Below are 16,007 nucleotides of genomic sequence, written 5' to 3'. Positions count from 1 at the left end.
GCCAGCCTAGCCACGTGCGTCACCCGCGGGTGAGAACCGCCACGGCTTCGACGTGATGCGAGTTCGGGAATAGATCCAGGGCGTCGACGCTCGCCAGGTCGTAGCCGCCGGCGCGGAAGGTGGCGATGTCGCGGGAGAGCGCCACCGGATCGCAGGCGACGTAGACGACCGTCTTCGGCGAGAGCGCCGTGATGTGCTCGACGACATCGCGTCCTGCTCCCGAGCGCGGCGGGTCGAGGAGGACGACTCCCCGGGACAGGCGCTCTCGTTCGGAGGCGGATGCCTCGGCGGCGAGCCGCGCCAGCCAGCGGTCGACCCGGGCAGTCTCGGCCCGGGCGCCGACCCAGTCGACGAGATTCTCGCCCGCGTGCTCGGTGGCGCGCGCGTCGGATTCGACGCTCGTCACTCGCGTCGACGGCCCGCCGAGCTCACCGAGGGTCGCCGCGAACAATCCCACGCCGCCGTAGAGGTCCAGATGCCACGCGTCGGGGTCGACGGCAGGAGCATCTCCCGGGAGGATGCTCACCGCGGCCGACACGGCCGTGGTCAGCGTGTGCGCCGCAAGCCTGTGGACCTGCCAGAAGCCGCCGGCGTCGACGCGGAACTCCCGGCCGCCGACGCGTTCGACCACGACCTCGGGCGCGGGCGTCTTGCCGGAACGCCGCCCGGGTGCCAGGCGGCTACCGCGCCCACGCCGGGTGGCGGCATCCCGATGCGTCTGTCGCCGGGGCAGCACCCGCACGCGACCGTCCGCGGGCTGTACGAGATCGATGCGGCCGGGCTCGCCGCCGCGCAGCTCGAGCGCGGTGCGCTCGACTTCCGCGGTCGCGAGCGGCAGGTCCTCGAGCGGCACCACGCGATGGCTGCGCGCCGCGTACTGCCCGACGTTGCCGTCGTCGTCGACGTGCAGGCTCACCCGCGTGCGCCACCCGGTGCCGTCGACGGTCTCGCCGTCGGCGTCCTGGGCGCCGCCCTCGGTGCCGTCCGGCGTCGGCGGAGCAGAGACGGCGCTCATCGTCGCCGTGGGCGCGTCGATGCGGCCGAAGCGCTGAAGGGCGTCGAGCAGGACCTCGAGCTTGAGGCTGCGCTGATGCGCGAGCTCGATATGGCCGAAGTCGGCGCCGCCGGGGCGCTGCTCGGGCGGCACGTCGACATCGGCCTGCCGCCAGACGTGGAGCTGGCGATGCGGCGACGCCTCGAGAACCTCGAGCGTCTCGGCACGCCAGAACGACGACTTGGCCGTGTCGGTGAGGCGCACGCGGACACGCTCCCCCGGAATCGTGTCGGGCACGAACACGACGCGTCCCTCGTGCCGGGCGACGAAGACGCCGCCATGGGCGACGCCCGTGATGTCGAGGTCGAGGAGGTCGCCGGTTCCGCTCATCCGTCGAGCCTACGGCTCGGCCGCGTACCGTGGGAGCATGCGCGTCTGCCTCGCCTCGACCTCGCCCGCCCGGCTCATGCTGCTGGGACAGTTCGGCATCCGTCCGCTCACGATCGCCCCCGACGTCGACGAGGAGGCTGTGATCGCCGCGGTCGAGGCGGCCGAGCAGCGCGCGCTGGCTCCCGACGAGCACGTGCTCTTACTCGCTCGGCGCAAGGCGGCCGACGTGGCCGCGAGGCTGCGCGACGACATCCCGGGATTCGACGGCATCGTCATCGGCGGCGACTCGATGTTCGAGCTCGACGGCGAGGTGCTCGGCAAGCCGTACACGCCCGAGAGCGCCGCGGCCCGCTGGCGGGCGATGCGCGGCCGCACCGGCGTGCTGCACTCGGGGCACGCCGTCGTTCGCATCGAGCCGGGCGAGGCGCCGCGCGAGGTACATGCGACGGCCGCGGCATCCGTCTCCTTCGTGGACGACGTGACGGATGCCGAGATCGACGCGTACGTCGCGAGCGGCGAGCCGCTGCACGTGGCCGGTGCGTTCACCGTCGACAGCCTCGGCGGGGCCTTCATCGAACGCGTCGAGGGCGACCCCTCGACCGTCGTCGGCATGTCGGTGTCGACGCTGCGCCGACTCGTCCGGGAGGTGGGCGTGGAGTGGACCGCGTTGTGGCACACGTCCGATCCGTCGCTCGGTCGGTCCGAGACCGATCCGGTCACGCTGTAAGAGGCACCTCCGACGGGCGACCGGCGTTGTAGTAGGAATCCCACGTTTCTCGTCGGTTCTTGTATGAACCGGTCAAAAGCCCCGGTGGTGCCGTCGGTAGGCTGGCATCCATGCCCCAGATCGCCAAGGTTCTCATTGCCAACCGCGGCGAGATCGCCGTTCGCGTCATCCGCGCCGCCCGCGATGCGGGCAAGGCGTCTGTCGCCGTCTACGCCGACCAGGACCGCGACGCCATGCACGCCCGCCTCGCCGACGAGGCATACGCGCTCGAAGGCTCGACCAGCGCCGAGACGTACCTGTCGATCGACAAGATCCTGTCGGTCGCCCGCCGCTCCGGCGCTGACGCCGTGCACCCCGGGTACGGATTCCTCGCTGAGAACGCCGACTTCGCTCGCGCCGTGATCGGCGCCGGGCTGGTGTGGATCGGCCCGTCACCCGAGGCGATCGAGGCCCTCGGCGACAAGGTGACCGCCCGCGCCGTCGCCGAGAAGGTCGGAGCTCCCCTCGCACCGGGCACCCCCGGCCCCGTCGCAGGCGCCGACGAGGTCGTCGCTTTCGCCGAAGAGGTCGGTCTGCCCATCGCCATCAAGGCGGCGTACGGCGGCGGCGGCCGAGGCCTCAAGGTCGCCCGCACGATCGACGAGGTGCCCGAGATGTTCGAGTCGGCCACGCGCGAGGCGATCACCGCGTTCGGCCGCGGCGAGTGCTTCGTCGAGAAATACCTCGACAAGCCGCGCCACGTCGAGACGCAGTGCCTCGCGGATGCCGCCGGCAATGTCGTCGTGATCTCGACGCGCGACTGCTCGCTGCAGCGGCGTCACCAGAAGCTCGTCGAGGAGGCGCCCGCGCCGTTCCTCTCGGACGAGCAGAACGCCATCCTCTACGACGCGTCGAAGGCCATCCTCAAGGAGGTCGGCTACGTCGGTGCGGGCACCTGCGAGTTCCTCATCGGCGCCGACGGCACGATCTCCTTCCTCGAGGTCAACACGCGCCTTCAGGTCGAGCACCCCGTGTCGGAGGAAGTCACCGGCATCGACCTCGTGCGCGAGCAGTTCCGCCTCGCCGAGGGCGAGGAGCTCGGCTACGACGACCCGATCGCCGACGGCCACTCGATCGAGTTCCGCATCAACGGCGAAGACCCGGGGCGCGGATTCCTCCCCCAGCCCGGGCCTATCCACGTCTTCAAGACCTTCGGCGGCCCCGGCATCCGTCTGGACTCCGGCGTCACCGCCGGCGACAGCGTGTCGGGAGCGTTCGACTCGCTGCTCGCGAAGATCATCGTCACCGGCCGCGACCGCGCCGAGGCGCTCGAGCGCTCGCGTCGCGCCCTCGACGAGTTCGAGGTGTCGGGGCTTCCCACCGTTCTGCCGTTCCACCGGGCGGTGGTCCGCGACCCCGCGTTCGTCGCGGCGGACGGCCGGTTCGGCGTCTACACGCGCTGGATCGAGACCGAGTTCGTGAACGACATCCCGCCGTGGGACGGCGAGCTCGACGCGCCGGCGCCCGCCGAGGCACGGCACACCGTGGTCGTCGAGGTCGCAGGCAAGCGCCTCGAGGTGAGCCTGCCCGACCGCGTGGTCACCGCACCCGGTGTCGCCGGTCGCCCTGCCGCCGTGCCGCCGTCGCGGCGCTCCCACGCCCCCACCGTGGTGGCGGGCGCATCGGGCGACGCGGTGAAGTCGCCCATGCAGGCGACCATCGTCAAGGTCGCCGTCGAGGAGGGCCAGCAGGTCGTCAAGGGCGACCTGGTCGTGGTGCTCGAGGCGATGAAGATGGAGCAGCCCATCCAGGCGCACAAGGACGGCGTCATCGGCGCGATCAACGCGAACCCCGGTACCACGGTGTCGGCCGGCCACCAGCTGCTGACGATCAGCTGATCCGGCGGAATCGCTCGGCGCCTGCGCGTCCTGCCAGGGTGTGACCCATGCCTTTTCGGCCGATGAACTTCCGGCTCACACACCTCTTGCGAGACGCGTCGCTCCACCTGCCAGGAGTGTGAGCAGCATGTTCAGCGACAGCAGTCACCCACGCGTGTGAGCAGCGGCACGCCCACGAGCGCCGTGTGAGCCGGACGTTCATCGGCACGACCCCCACACCCGTGTGAGCAGGAAGTTCAGCGAAGCCCGCACACCGGCGCGCACGCACCGCACCGCACCGCACCGCGCCGGACCGCACTGCACGGCACCGCACCGCACCGCACCGCAGTGTGAGCCGGAAGTTCATCGCCACGACACCCCACACCGTGTGAGCCGGAAGTGTGCGCCGGAAGTTCACCGACACGACACCCCACACCGTGTGAGCAGGAAGTTCAGCGAAGCAGACACACCGCACCGGAAGTGTGAGCCGGAAGTTCATCGACCCCCGCAGAGGGTGTCTGCGGGCGCGGCGGGGAAGGATGGTCTACGGCCGCCCGGTCGCCGGCGGACGCGGGGCATACGTCTCGTTCGCGATGCCCGACCATCCCGAGCTGCGCGCCGTCGTCGACGCCGGCGCGAACCGGGCCGCGGAACTGTGGCGCGCGAACAGCGGACTCGGCTGACGGCGCGATGACGGATGCAGGCTGCCCACGGCATCCGTCAGTCCATCGCGTCATTCCACCGGTCGTCGCCCGCCGTTCCCCCCGATCCTCACCCGCGGATGAGTGCGCTGATGCGCTCGCCTTCAACAGGTCAACCGGGCCTCGACAGGAGACCCGGCTCGCAGAAGTCCTGTGGAGCCGCGGTTGACCTGTGGAAGGTGCGACGAGGCGACATCTCCGACGACGTCAACCGCGCCGCGAGCCGGGCGCATGCCGCCGGGCGGGCCACGGACGCGGCGCGCAGCATCGCCGGCGAAGCGGCGATGACGGGTGCCGCCGGCGGGACGGATGCCGCGCGCCCGCGGCATCCGTCAGCCCGGGTCAGCCGCCGTAGACGTTGTGGTCGACGACGTGCATCGCGCGGGCGGCGTCGGTGATGCTGCCCGACAGCGACGGGTAGACCGCGAAGACGCGGGAGACCTGGTCGACGGTGAGGCGGCGCTCGACCGCGATCGCGATCGGGTAGATGAGCTCCGAGGCGCGGGGGGCGACGATCACGCCGCCGATGACGGTGCCGCTGCCCTCGCGGGCGATGAGCTTGACGAAGCCGTCCTTGACGCCCATCATCTTCGCGCGCGGGTTGGCGGCCAGCGGCAGCTTGTGCACGACGCCGTTGATGTGGCCGTCCTCGATGTCCTTCTCCTGCCAGCCGATCGTCGCGATCTCGGGGGCGGTGAAAATGTTCGAGGTGATGCGGCGGCGCTCGAGCGGGATGACGACATCGCCGAGCGCGTGGAAGATCGCGGTGCGGCCCTGCATCGAGGCGACGGACGCAAGCGGCACGAAGGTGGTGCAGTCGCCGGCGGCGTAGATGTTCGGCACCGACGTGCGCGCGACGCGGTTGACCTGGATGTTGCCGGACTCGGTCATCTGAACACCGGCCTCTTCGAGGCCGATGCCCGTGGTGTTGGGGATCGAGCCGACGGCCATCAGGCAGTGGCTGCCCTCGACGGTGCGGCCGTCCGACAGCGTCACGACGACGCCCTCACCGGTGTTCTCGACCTTCTCGGCCCGCGACTTCGACAGCAGCTTCATGCCGCCGCGCTTGAAGACGCGCTCCAGGACGGCGGCGGCATCCTTGTCCTCCCCCGGAAGCACCTGGTCACGGCTGGAGACCAGCGTCACCTTCGCGCCCAGGTTCATGTACGCGCCGGCGAACTCGGCGCCGGTCACGCCCGATCCGACCACGATGAGGTGCTCGGGCAGCGCGCTCATGTTGTACAGCTGCGTCCACGTGAGGATGCGGTCGCCGTCCGGCTTGGCGCTGGCGAGCTCGCGCGGCGACGAGCCGGTCGAGACGACGAGCGTGTCCGCCTCGATGCGGTCGAAGTCGGTGCCACCGGGGCCGGTCGACACCACGACGGCATGGTCGCCCTCGAGTCGCCCGTGACCGGAGATGATGCGGACGCCCGCCTCGACCAGCGACGCGCGCATGTCGTCGGACTGCTGCCGGGCGAGCGTGAGCAGGCGCTTGTTCACGGCGCTCAGGTTGATCGCGATCTCGGGCTTGAGGGGCTTGCCGTCCTTGCCCTTCGCGAACAGCTGCACACCGAGGTCACCGGCTCCGGCGATCGCGACGGCCGCGTCGGCGGTCGCGATGAGCGACTTGGACGGGACGACGTCCGTGATGACGGCCGAGCCGCCGATGCCTGCCCGTTCGACCACCGTCACCTCGGCTCCGAGCTGGGCGGCGGCCAGCGCCGCGTCGTAGCCTCCGGGTCCGCCGCCGAGGATGGCGACGCTCTGGGTGGTCTCGAAGCTGATCGACATGGATTCCATTCTCCCCTGCCGGATGCCGCGGCGACGACACATACGGCGACACTCCCGAAGACCCGGCGCAGCGCACTCGCTGGCCCTTGTGCCCGGCGGTTCCTAAAGTGGTGACATGTCAGACACCACCGGCAATCCTCTCGACGACCCCACGGCCAACCCTTTCGAGGTCGCCGCCGCCGCCGCGGAGGACATCGCCCGCATCACCCGCGTCGAGCGTCACGACATCGCGTTGACCCTCGGCAGCGGCTGGGGCAAGGCCGCGGAGCTCCTCGGCGAGACGACCGCGACGTTCCCCGCGACGCAGGTGACCGGCTTCAGCGCTCCCGCGCTCAGCGGTCACGTCGGGACGCTGCGGAGCATCGTCACACCGAAGGGCCGCCGCGTGCTGGTGATCGGCGCCCGCACCCACTACTACGAGGGCTACGGCGTGCGACGGGTGGTGCACAGTGTGCGCACGGCCGCCGCGGCCGGAGCCCGCACGATGGTCCTCACCAACGGCGCCGGGGGCATCAAGCACACCTGGACGCCGGGTCGGCCGGTGCTCATCAGCGACCACATCAACCTCACCGGCGACTCGCCGCTCGAGGGTGCCACGTTCATCGACCTCACCGACCTCTACTCGCTCCGCCTGCGCGACCTGGCGCGATCGATCGATCCGAGCCTCGACGAAGGCGTGTACTGCCAGTTCCGCGGACCCCAGTACGAGACCCCGGCCGAGGTGCAGATGGCGAAGGCGATCGGCGGGCACATCGTCGGCATGTCGACGGCGCTCGAGGCCATCGCCGCGCGCCAGGCCGGCATGGAGATCCTCGGCTTCTCGCTGATCACCAACATGGCCGCCGGCATCCAGAAGACACCGCTCAGCCACCAGGAGGTGCTCGACGCCGGCCGCGAGGCCGAGCCCGTCATCTCGTCGCTCCTCGCCCGTGTGATCGGCGCGCTGTGAGCGGCGCGGAGGTTCCGGCCGCGAGCCCGGACGTGCAGGAGCCGGCACCCGAGAAGGTTCCGGCCGGGTCGGATGCCGCCACCGACGTGCTCGAGCGCGCGCACGCATGGCTCGCGCAGGACCCCGACGGCGAGACGCGCAACGAGCTGCGAGCGCTGATCGAGGCCGCCGAGTCCGGCGATCCGGCGGCCGCGGACGAGCTGGCGGACCGCTTCTCGACGCGCCTGGGCGACGAGCACGCGGTTCATGCGGTTGCTGCCGCCGCCGCCGAGGGCGCAGCGGACGCTGGCGCCGAGGGCGCAGCGGAGACACCGGACGCCGCCGCGGATGTCGAGGCGGGGGCCGAGACACCGGATGCCGCCGCCGCAGCGATGCCCGATGCACCGGAGCTCACCGAGCCGCCGTCCACCGATGCGCTCGAGGCGGAGGGGCCGGAGGTTCCCGGCATCCTCGACGAGGCCCCGATCGTGGTGATCGGCTACGACGGTCGTCGCAACTCCGACGTGTTCGCGCGCGACTCCGCCGAGATCTTCGCCGGCGCGGGTCTGCGAGCCATCCAGCTCCCCCGCCTGCTCCCGACCCCCGTGCTCGCGTTCGCGGTGCGGCACTTCGGCGCCGCGGCCGGCGTGATGGTGACCGCGAGCCACAACCCGCCCGACGACAACGGCTACAAGGTGTACCTGGGCGGCGCCGACGACGGCTCGCAGATCGTCTCGCCCGCCGACGCCGAGATCGCCGCGCACATCGCACGGGTGGCCGAGGCCGGCGACATCAGCACGCTCCCCCGCTCGCTCGCCTTCGAGGTGGCCGCCGAGAGCGTCGTCGACGACTACATCGCGGCGACCGCCGCCGTCGCCCCGGCGCCGGCCGGAGCGGACGGTCTCACCTGGGTCTACACCGCGATGCACGGCGTCGGGTGGGAGACGCTGTCGCGCATCCTCGAGGCCGCCGGCTACCCGGCGCCGGTGCCGGTGTCGGCGCAGCTCGAACCCGACGGCACCTTCCCGACAGTCGCGTTCCCGAACCCCGAGGAACCGGGCGCGATGGATCTCGCCTTCGACGCCGCCCGCGAGACCGGCGCCGAGCTCGTGATCGCCAACGACCCCGACGCCGACCGGCTCGCCGTCGCCCTGCCCGACGACTCCGCCGAAGGCGGCTGGCGACGGCTGACCGGCAACGAGATCGGCCTGCTGCTGGGGTGGCGCGCCGCGCAGCTCGCGACGGCCGACGGCCCGGCCCCCGACGGCGCATCGCTCGCCTGCTCGCTGGTCTCCTCCCCCGGCCTGCAGGCCGTCGCCGAGCACTACGGCCTCGACTTCCACGCCACGCTGACCGGGTTCAAGTGGATCTCCCGCGCCCCCGGCATCGTGTTCGGATTCGAGGAGGCGCTCGGCTATCTCGTGAACCCCGGCACCGTGCGCGACAAGGACGGCATCTCGGCCGCCGTGGCGATGCTCGGCATGGTGACGGAGGCGCGCGGTCGTGGCGCGACGCTCGGCGATCTCCTCGCCGAGTTCGAGGAGCAGTTCGGCGCCTTCGCGAGCGACCAGGTGTCGATCCGCGTCGACGACGTGTCGCAGATCTCGAGCATCATGGCGGCGCTGCGGGCGCGGCATCCGGAATCCGTCGGGGATGTCGCGGTGGACCGCATCGACGATCTGCAGGAGGGTTTCGACGACCTCCCGCCGGGGGACGTCCTGCGGCTCTGGCTCGCGGACGGCTCCCGCGTGATCGTGCGGCCGAGCGGCACCGAGCCCAAGCTCAAGCTCTACCTCGACGTGCGCGGCGAGTCCCGCGACGACGCCGCCGCGCGGGTCGCCGCGCTCGCGGACGGCGCCCGGGCGCTGCTCGTCGAGTACGGCGGCTGACGCGCCGCCTCCGGTCGTTGAGCGAGCGAGACGAAACGCGCCGGACGATCGCGGAGACTCCGGCGCGTTTCGTCTCGCTCGCTGGCGCTCCCTCGCTCAACGACCGCAACCTCGCCGCCCCCGGTCGTTGAGCGAGCGAGGAACGAGCGAGACGAAACGCGCCGGACGATCGCAGAGACTCCGGCGCGTTTCGACTCGGTCGCCGCCGCTCCCCCACTCAACGACTGCAACCTCGCCACCCCCGGTCGTTGAGCGAGCGAGGAACGAGCGAGACGAAACGCGCCGGACGATCGCAGAGACTTCGGCGCGTTTCGCTCGGTCGCCGGCCGCCGCTCCCTCGCTCAACGGCCGCAACCTCGCCCCCCGGTCGTTGAGCGAGCGAGGAACGAGCGAGACGAAACGCGCCGGACGATCGCGAAGACTTCGCCGCGTTTCGTCTCAGTCGCTGGCGCTCCCTCGCTCAACGACCGGAACTGTGCCCCCGGTCGTTGAGCGAGCGAGGAACGAGCGAGCCGAAACGCGCCGGACGATCGCGAAGACTTCAGCGCCTCGTCAGCGCAGCACGAAGTGGCCGGGCGTGATCTCGGCGAGCGCGGTGCCGTCGGGCTCGAGGCCGACCGGCTCCGGTCGCGTGGAGATGCGCTCCAGACGGCGTCGCGCCTGCACGGGGTCCGTCGACAGCGCGGCGTCGAGGAGATGGCGCGTGTAGGGGTGCTGCGGCGACGCAAACACCTCGGCGGTCGGGCCGAGCTCGACGATGCGGCCGCGATTCATGACGGCGGTGCGCGTCGCGATCTCTCGCACGACGGAGAGGTCGTGCGAGATGAACAGGTACGTCAGCGCGAGCTCGCGCTGCAGGCGCAGCAGCAGTTCGGTGACCTGCGCCTGGATCGACATGTCGAGCGCCGAGAGCGGCTCGTCGCACACCACGAATCCCGGACGCACGGCGATGGCCCGCGCGATCACGATGCGCTGTCGCTGACCGCCCGAGAACGCGCGCGGACGACGGTGGACGGCGTCGCCGTCGATCCCGACGGCGGCGAGCGCCTCGATCGCCTGCGCGCGCGGATCCGCGTCGGGGGCGAGCACCGTGAGCGGCTCCAAGACGTTCTGAAGCGCCGTGCGGTGCGGGTTCAACGATGAGAACGGATCCTGGAAGATGACCTGCATCGACCGGTGGTAGGGCGCGCGCCGGGCACGGGCGAGCGTCGTGAGCTCGACCCCGTCGTACGTGACGGTGCCGCTGGTAGGCTCGTCCATCTGCAGGATGCAGCGCCCCAGGGTCGACTTGCCGCTCCCCGACTCCCCCACCAGGGCGAGCGTCTCACCGCGGCGGATGGTGAGGTCGACGCCGTCGACGGCGCGCACCGTGCCGGTCGTGCGGCCCCAGGCGTTGCGCAGCGGGAAGGTCTTCACGAGTCCCTCGACCCGGACGAGATCGTCCGTCGGCTGCCCGGTCATGCGTCCCCCTCCCCTGCCGATGGCGCGTCGGGCGCGGCATCCAGCAGCTCCCTCGTGTACGGATGCTGCGGCTCGCGGAAGACGCGTTCGACGTCACCGGACTCTACGATGCGACCGTCCTTCATCACGAGCACCTCGTCGCAGACGGCCGCCACGACCGCGAGATCGTGCGTCACGATGAGCACCGTCAGCGAGCGCTCGGCCTGCAGGGCGCGCAGCAGCGCCAGGATCTGCGCCTGGATCGTCGCGTCGAGCGCGGTCGTCGGCTCGTCGGCGAGCAGCAGCTCCGGCCTCGCGAGGAGGGCCATCGCGATCATCGCGCGCTGGCGCATGCCGCCCGACAGCTCATGCGGGTACCGCGACAGCACGCGGTCGGGGTCGGGGATGCGGACCGCCACGAGCGCCTCGCGTGCGAGCGCCGTCGCCTGCCGCCGCCCGACGCGCTGGAACCTCTGCGCGACCTCGGTGAGGTGCGCGCCGATGCGCACGAGCGGGTTGAACGAGGTCATGGGGTCCTGGAAGACCATCGCCGCCGGCAGCCGCTCGCGCGACATCGCCGCGGTGACGTCGCGGCCGTCGAGGAGAACGTGGCGCCACTCGCGCGTGGCACCCTCGGGAAGGATCCCCATCAGCGCGCGGAGCAGCATCGTCTTGCCCGACCCGGACTCGCCGACGATGCCGACGGCGCGGCCCCGCGGCACCTCGAACGACACGTCGTCGAGCACGCGCACGCGACCGCCGGTGCGGCCGGCGAGGTCGACGTCGAGGCCTTCGACACTCAGCAGCACGTCACCGCCGGGGGAAGTCGTCGCGGGGACCGTCATGACGCACCCCCTTCACTGACCGACTGCCGCAGCGCATCGCCGAGCACATTGAACGACAGCACCGTGAGCAGGATGAGGATGCCGGGGATCAGCGCCAGGTACGGCGCCGTCTGCAGACTTCCCTGCGCCGATTCGAGGAGGCTTCCCCACGACGCCATCGGCGGCTGGATGCCGAGGCCGAGGAAGCTCAGCGCCGACTCGGTGAGGATCGCGGTCGAGATGCTCGCCGTCGCAGCGACGATGATCGTAGGCGCGGCGTCGGGCACCACGTGCCGCCACATCACGAGCTCGCGCCGCACGCCGATGTAGCGCGCGTAGCGCACGAACGCGCGCTCGCGGAGCGTCAGCGTCTCGGCGCGCACCAGGCGGGCGGTCGCCATCCACGAGAACGCGCCGATCACGAAGATGATGGTCCAGAGCCCCGGCTTGAGGAACACGCTGGCGACGATCACGAGCACCATCCACGGGATCGACGACAGGAAGTCGACGAACCGCATCAGCAGGTCGTCGATCCGGCCGCCGGCGTACCCCGCGACGAGGCCCACGACGACGCCGATCGCGGTGGCCGCGATCATCGCCAGGATGCCGACGGTCAGCGAGATGCGTCCGCCGTAGACGACACGCGAGAAGTAGTCGCGCCCGAGCTCGTCGGTGCCGAACCAGTGCGCGGCGCTCGGCGGCTGCCAGCGGATCGCGAGGTCGGTCGAGGTCGGATCCAGCGGCAGCAGCGGGGCGAGCAGCGACACCGCACCGACGACGACGAGGAACGCGATGGCCAGCAGGGCCGCGACCGAGCGGAACGACCGCGCGCGATGCACGAGGGTGTTCGCATCGATGGCGGCGGCGACGTTGGGAGTGGTGGCGGTCATGAGCCCGCTCCGATCCGGATACGCGGGTCGACGACGACGTAGAGGATGTCGGCGATGAGGTTACCGACGATGACGAGCACCGCAGACAGCAGCAGCACCGCGAGCACAACCGGGTAGTCGAGGCTTCGCGTCGCCGTGAGGAAGTAGGGGCCGATGCCGGGCCAGCCGAAGATCGACTCGGTCACGATGGCGCCGGTGACGAGGATCGGAAGTGCGAGACCCAGCTGCGTGATGATCGGCAGCATCACGTTGCGGCCGACGTGGCGGGTCAGCACCTGACGGCGCGAGGCGCCGAAGCCGCGCTGCACCAGCACGTAGTCCTGCGAGAGCTGGCTGATGGTCGCGGAGCGCACGTACCGGGCCAACTCGGGGAAGAACGCGACGACGAGCACCAGGAACGGCATCACGAAGTGCATCAGGAAGTCGACCGGATCGCCCTGCTTGCCCACGGAGTGCATGCCGATGATCGGGAACCAGCGCAACTGGTAGCCGAAGACGTAGATGACCAGGAGCGCGAACCAGAACGACGGCGTCGCGATGCCGATGCCGGCGAGCCCGTCGATCGTCTTGTCGACGATCGTGCCCCGACGCGAGCCGGCGATCAGGCCGAGCACCACGGCGATGACGAGGGCGGCGAGGTAGGCCGGCGCCACCAGCATGATCGTGTTCGGGATGCGGGCGGCGAGCTCTTCGGCGATCGAGTGCCGGCTCACGAGCGAGTACCCCAGGTCGCCCTGCAGCACGTTGACGAGCCAGAGCCCGTACTGCACGACGATCGGCTGGTCGAGTCCGTAGCGGGCGCGCATCGCCGCCTCGGTCTCCTCCGACATCTGGGGCGTCGTGATCGCGTCGACGACGTCGTAGGGCGCCGCGTGCAGCAGCAGGAAGACCACGAATGTCACCAGGAGCAGCATCGGGATGACCTGCAGCAGGCGGCGCAGGATGTAGACCGCCATCGTTCTCCTTTCCCCACGAGGGCGACGGATGCTCGGACTCGGCGCAGCCGAGTCGCCGGGAGCGACCCGCCGAACATGACGACGTCACGGGCACCCGTGGCGGGTGCCCGTGACGTCCGTCGCTCACTGCTCGGTGAGAAGCCCGAAGTTCTCGAAGGTGTAGATCGGGACGAGCTTGGCGTCCTCGACGCCGCCGATCCGCGGGTTCACAGCGAGGATCTTGAGGTTGTCGGCGAGCGGGAACACCACCGCGTCCTCGGCGATCTGCGCCTGCAGATCGGCGTAGATCGACGCACGCGCGTCGGGATCGAGCTCGACGGCGCCCTGGTCGAACAGCGCGTCCGTCGCCGGGTTCGAGTACGAGAAGTAGTTCGCCGAGGCGCCCGTGCGGTAGAGCAGGCTGTACGCGTCGGGGTCCTGGCCCATGATGTAGCCACCGAGGAACGCGTCGTACTGCGAGTCGGCGCCCTTCTGGATCTCCTCGAAGACCGCGGCCGGCTCGATGCCCGCGAGCTCCACGGTGATGCCGGCATCCTGCAGCTGCTGCTGGATCAGCGTCGCCTCGGTCGTCTGCGCGGGATCGGAGTTCGCGTACGCCAGCGTGAGCGTGAGGTCGGACACGCCGGCCTCCTCGAGGAGGGCGGCCGAGGCATCCGCGTCCTGCTGGTACTGCTCGACGTCCTCCGTCGCGTAGGCGTTGCTCGGCGGAAGGATCGTGTAGGCGTTCTCGTAGTAGTCCTCGCTGAGGAACGCGCCGGTGTTGATCTCGTCGCGGTCGAGGGCGAAGAAGATCGCCTGGCGCACCTTCGGGTCGGTCAGCTTCGCGGCGTTGAGACCGAGGTAGGCGACGCGGCCCTCGGCGTACGGGTTCACGTTCAGCCCGGCACCCTCGAGCTCGGCGACCTGGTCGGGGGTCGCGAACGAGGCGTCCACCTCACCGGTCTGCAGCGCCGTCTTGACCGTGTCGGCGTCCGACACGATGCGCAGCGTCACCTCGGGGATCTTCGGCGCCTCGCCGTAGTAGTTCTCGTTCGCCTCGAACGTGAGGTACTGGCCGCGCTCGTACTCGGCGAGCTTGTACGGGCCCGAGCCGACCGCGATCGGGTCGAGCTCCGAGACCGAGAAGTCGGTGACGTCGCCGTACACGTGCTCGGGGATGATGTACGTCTCGGTGGCGATGTTGCTGAGGGCCGCCGCGCTGACGCTGGGCAGGTGGAAGACCACGGTGCGCTCGTCGGTGGCCTCGGCGGTGATGGGCTGGTCGCCGATCCACAGCAGGTCGGCGTTGCCGTTCTCGCGGACCGCCTTGTTCGTGTAGGTGAAGACGACGTCGTCGGCCGTGAGCGGCTCGCCGTCGGACCAGGTCAGGCCGTCCTTCAGGGTGACGGTGACCGACAGGCCGTCGTCGGCGGGCTCGATGGACTCGGCCAGCTCGTTGACGACCGTGCCGTCGCCCTCGACGCGCGCGAGCGGCGAGTACACGAGGTTCGTGACCGTCAGGCCCCAGCGGTCGCCGACGTTGATCGGGTTGAGCGATGTCGGGTCGCTCGCGATCGCGTAGGTGAACTGTCCGGTCGCCTCGGCGCTGCTCGTCTCGGGTGCCGCTTCGCCCTGCGCGCAGGCCGCCAGTCCGATGGTCGCCGCCAGTGCCAGTGCGATGGGGGCGATCACTCGCCGTCTCGTCTTTACGAGCTCTTGGGTCTTCATCGTGGTTCGAGTCCTCTTCGCTGTGCATGCGCCCGAATGAACGCACCGTTCGAGCCTAGGTCGGCCCCCGAGCGGGAGGCTCCGATCGGCCGAACAATTGCGAAGTATGTCGACGCGGCGACATGCACATCGAGCCCTAGGCTCGGAGGATGCTGCTCACCCTGCCCATCGCGCTGGAGAACGCGTACGTGCGCCTCGAACCGCTCGCCCCCGAGCACGAGGCCGACCTCGCCGCGGCCGCGGTCGGCCTGGAGCACACCTGGTACACGTCGGTGCCGCGTCCCGACGGGGTCGCCGCCGACATCGCGCAGCGGCTGGCGTGGCGCGACGAGGGCCACATGAACCCGTGGGCGGTCCGCCGCCTGGACACCGGACGCGTGGTGGGCACGACGACCTTCTGCAACATCGACCAGCCGAATCGCCACGTCGAGATCGGGCACACCTGGCTCGGCCGGGAGGCGCAGCGCACCGCGGTCAACACGGCGTCGAAGCTGCTGCTGCTGGGCCACGCGTTCGAGGCGTGCGACGCGATCGCAGTCGAATTCCGCACGCACTGGCACAACCTGCAGTCCCGCGCCGCGATCGCCCGGCTCGGCGCCCGGCAGGACGGCGTGCTGCGCAACCACCGGCTCGGTCCCGACGGCACGCTCCGCGACACCGTCGTGTTCTCGATCCTCCCCCACGAGTGGCCCGCGGTGCGCCTCGGCCTCACCGAGCGCCTCGCCCGCGGCTGACCCGGCCGCTGCGGCCGCGGTTCGCCGTGGTCCGCGGCATCCATCGTTCCTCCCCCTCCCCGCCCGGACGTTCCGGGTTTGGGGCGCACCGCGCACGGTCGGGGCGCACGGCGCCTAGTTGGGGCGCACCGCCCGCAGTCGGGGCGCACGCCGCACGCCCCGAACGTCAGCCGTCCGCCC

General features: G+C 71.0%; 13 protein-coding genes. 6 read left to right on the top strand and 7 right to left on the bottom strand.

The window, feature by feature from the left end:
* Window positions 1-19 precede the first annotated feature (19 nt).
* On the bottom strand, window positions 20-1,384 hold the full coding sequence (locus ACI3KX_RS08060; protein ID WP_404909328.1) for a class I SAM-dependent RNA methyltransferase: 1,365 nt from the start codon (window positions 1,382-1,384) through the stop codon (window positions 20-22).
* Between the two features lie 37 nt (window positions 1,385-1,421).
* Here ACI3KX_RS08060 and ACI3KX_RS08055 point away from each other — a divergent pair, with 37 nt between their 5' ends.
* From ACI3KX_RS08055 to ACI3KX_RS08045, 3 genes are all read left to right on the top strand, one after another.
* Complete coding sequence (locus tag ACI3KX_RS08055; protein WP_404909327.1) at window positions 1,422-2,111, top strand: Maf family protein; 690 nt, start codon at window positions 1,422-1,424, stop codon at window positions 2,109-2,111.
* 110 nt (window positions 2,112-2,221) lie between these two features.
* Window positions 2,222-3,988 (top strand): biotin carboxylase N-terminal domain-containing protein, encoded by a 1,767-nt coding sequence (locus ACI3KX_RS08050; protein WP_349426756.1) that lies wholly within the window; start codon window positions 2,222-2,224, stop codon window positions 3,986-3,988.
* Between the two features lie 518 nt (window positions 3,989-4,506).
* Window positions 4,507-4,650, top strand: a complete 144-nt coding sequence (locus ACI3KX_RS08045; protein ID WP_404909326.1) for a hypothetical protein — start codon at window positions 4,507-4,509, stop codon at window positions 4,648-4,650.
* A 360-nt stretch (window positions 4,651-5,010) separates the two neighbouring features.
* Here ACI3KX_RS08045 and ACI3KX_RS08040 read toward each other — a convergent pair whose 3' ends face one another.
* Entirely contained in the window at window positions 5,011-6,468 is a 1,458-nt protein-coding gene (locus tag ACI3KX_RS08040) for an NAD(P)H-quinone dehydrogenase (RefSeq protein ID WP_349426753.1), read from the bottom strand.
* A 106-nt stretch (window positions 6,469-6,574) separates the two neighbouring features.
* On the opposite strand from ACI3KX_RS08040, the gene ACI3KX_RS08035 reads away from it, so the two are divergent.
* Both ACI3KX_RS08035 and ACI3KX_RS08030 read left to right on the top strand, forming a co-directional pair.
* Entirely contained in the window at window positions 6,575-7,408 is an 834-nt protein-coding gene (locus tag ACI3KX_RS08035) for a purine-nucleoside phosphorylase (RefSeq protein WP_404909325.1), read from the top strand.
* A gap of 32 nt (window positions 7,409-7,440) precedes the next feature.
* Window positions 7,441-9,276 (top strand): phospho-sugar mutase, encoded by a 1,836-nt coding sequence (locus ACI3KX_RS08030; RefSeq protein WP_404909381.1) that lies wholly within the window; start codon window positions 7,441-7,443, stop codon window positions 9,274-9,276.
* 552 nt (window positions 9,277-9,828) lie between these two features.
* On the opposite strand, the gene ACI3KX_RS08025 is transcribed toward ACI3KX_RS08030, so the two are convergent.
* The 5 genes from ACI3KX_RS08025 to ACI3KX_RS08005 form a co-directional block, all read right to left on the bottom strand.
* The gene (locus ACI3KX_RS08025) at window positions 9,829-10,737 is read right to left on the bottom strand and encodes an ATP-binding cassette domain-containing protein (protein ID WP_363357899.1); all 909 of its coding nucleotides are present in this window, start codon (window positions 10,735-10,737) and stop codon (window positions 9,829-9,831) included.
* Window positions 10,734-11,561, bottom strand: a complete 828-nt coding sequence (locus ACI3KX_RS08020) for an ABC transporter ATP-binding protein (RefSeq protein ID WP_404909324.1) — start codon at window positions 11,559-11,561, stop codon at window positions 10,734-10,736. The genes ACI3KX_RS08025 and ACI3KX_RS08020 overlap by 4 nt, the downstream gene beginning before the upstream one ends.
* Complete coding sequence (locus tag ACI3KX_RS08015) at window positions 11,558-12,430, bottom strand: ABC transporter permease (protein ID WP_363357901.1); 873 nt, start codon at window positions 12,428-12,430, stop codon at window positions 11,558-11,560. The genes ACI3KX_RS08020 and ACI3KX_RS08015 overlap by 4 nt, the downstream gene beginning before the upstream one ends.
* Complete coding sequence (locus tag ACI3KX_RS08010; RefSeq protein ID WP_349426749.1) at window positions 12,427-13,386, bottom strand: ABC transporter permease; 960 nt, start codon at window positions 13,384-13,386, stop codon at window positions 12,427-12,429. The genes ACI3KX_RS08015 and ACI3KX_RS08010 overlap by 4 nt, the downstream gene beginning before the upstream one ends.
* 123 nt (window positions 13,387-13,509) lie before the next feature.
* A complete protein-coding gene (locus tag ACI3KX_RS08005; RefSeq protein ID WP_404909323.1) occupies window positions 13,510-15,057 on the bottom strand; it encodes an ABC transporter substrate-binding protein in 1,548 nt (515 codons plus the stop codon).
* A gap of 185 nt (window positions 15,058-15,242) precedes the next feature.
* Here ACI3KX_RS08005 and ACI3KX_RS08000 point away from each other — a divergent pair, with 185 nt between their 5' ends.
* Window positions 15,243-15,827, top strand: coding sequence for a GNAT family protein (locus tag ACI3KX_RS08000; protein WP_349426747.1), 585 nt, complete (start codon window positions 15,243-15,245; stop codon window positions 15,825-15,827).
* Window positions 15,828-16,007: the final 180 nt, after the last annotated feature.

The organism is Microbacterium sp. ZW CA_36 (assembly GCF_044987475.1).
Taxonomy (GTDB): domain Bacteria; phylum Actinomycetota; class Actinomycetes; order Actinomycetales; family Microbacteriaceae; genus Microbacterium.
Note: the sequence above shows the minus strand (reverse complement) of the source record. Positions and strands in the feature narration are given on the sequence as shown.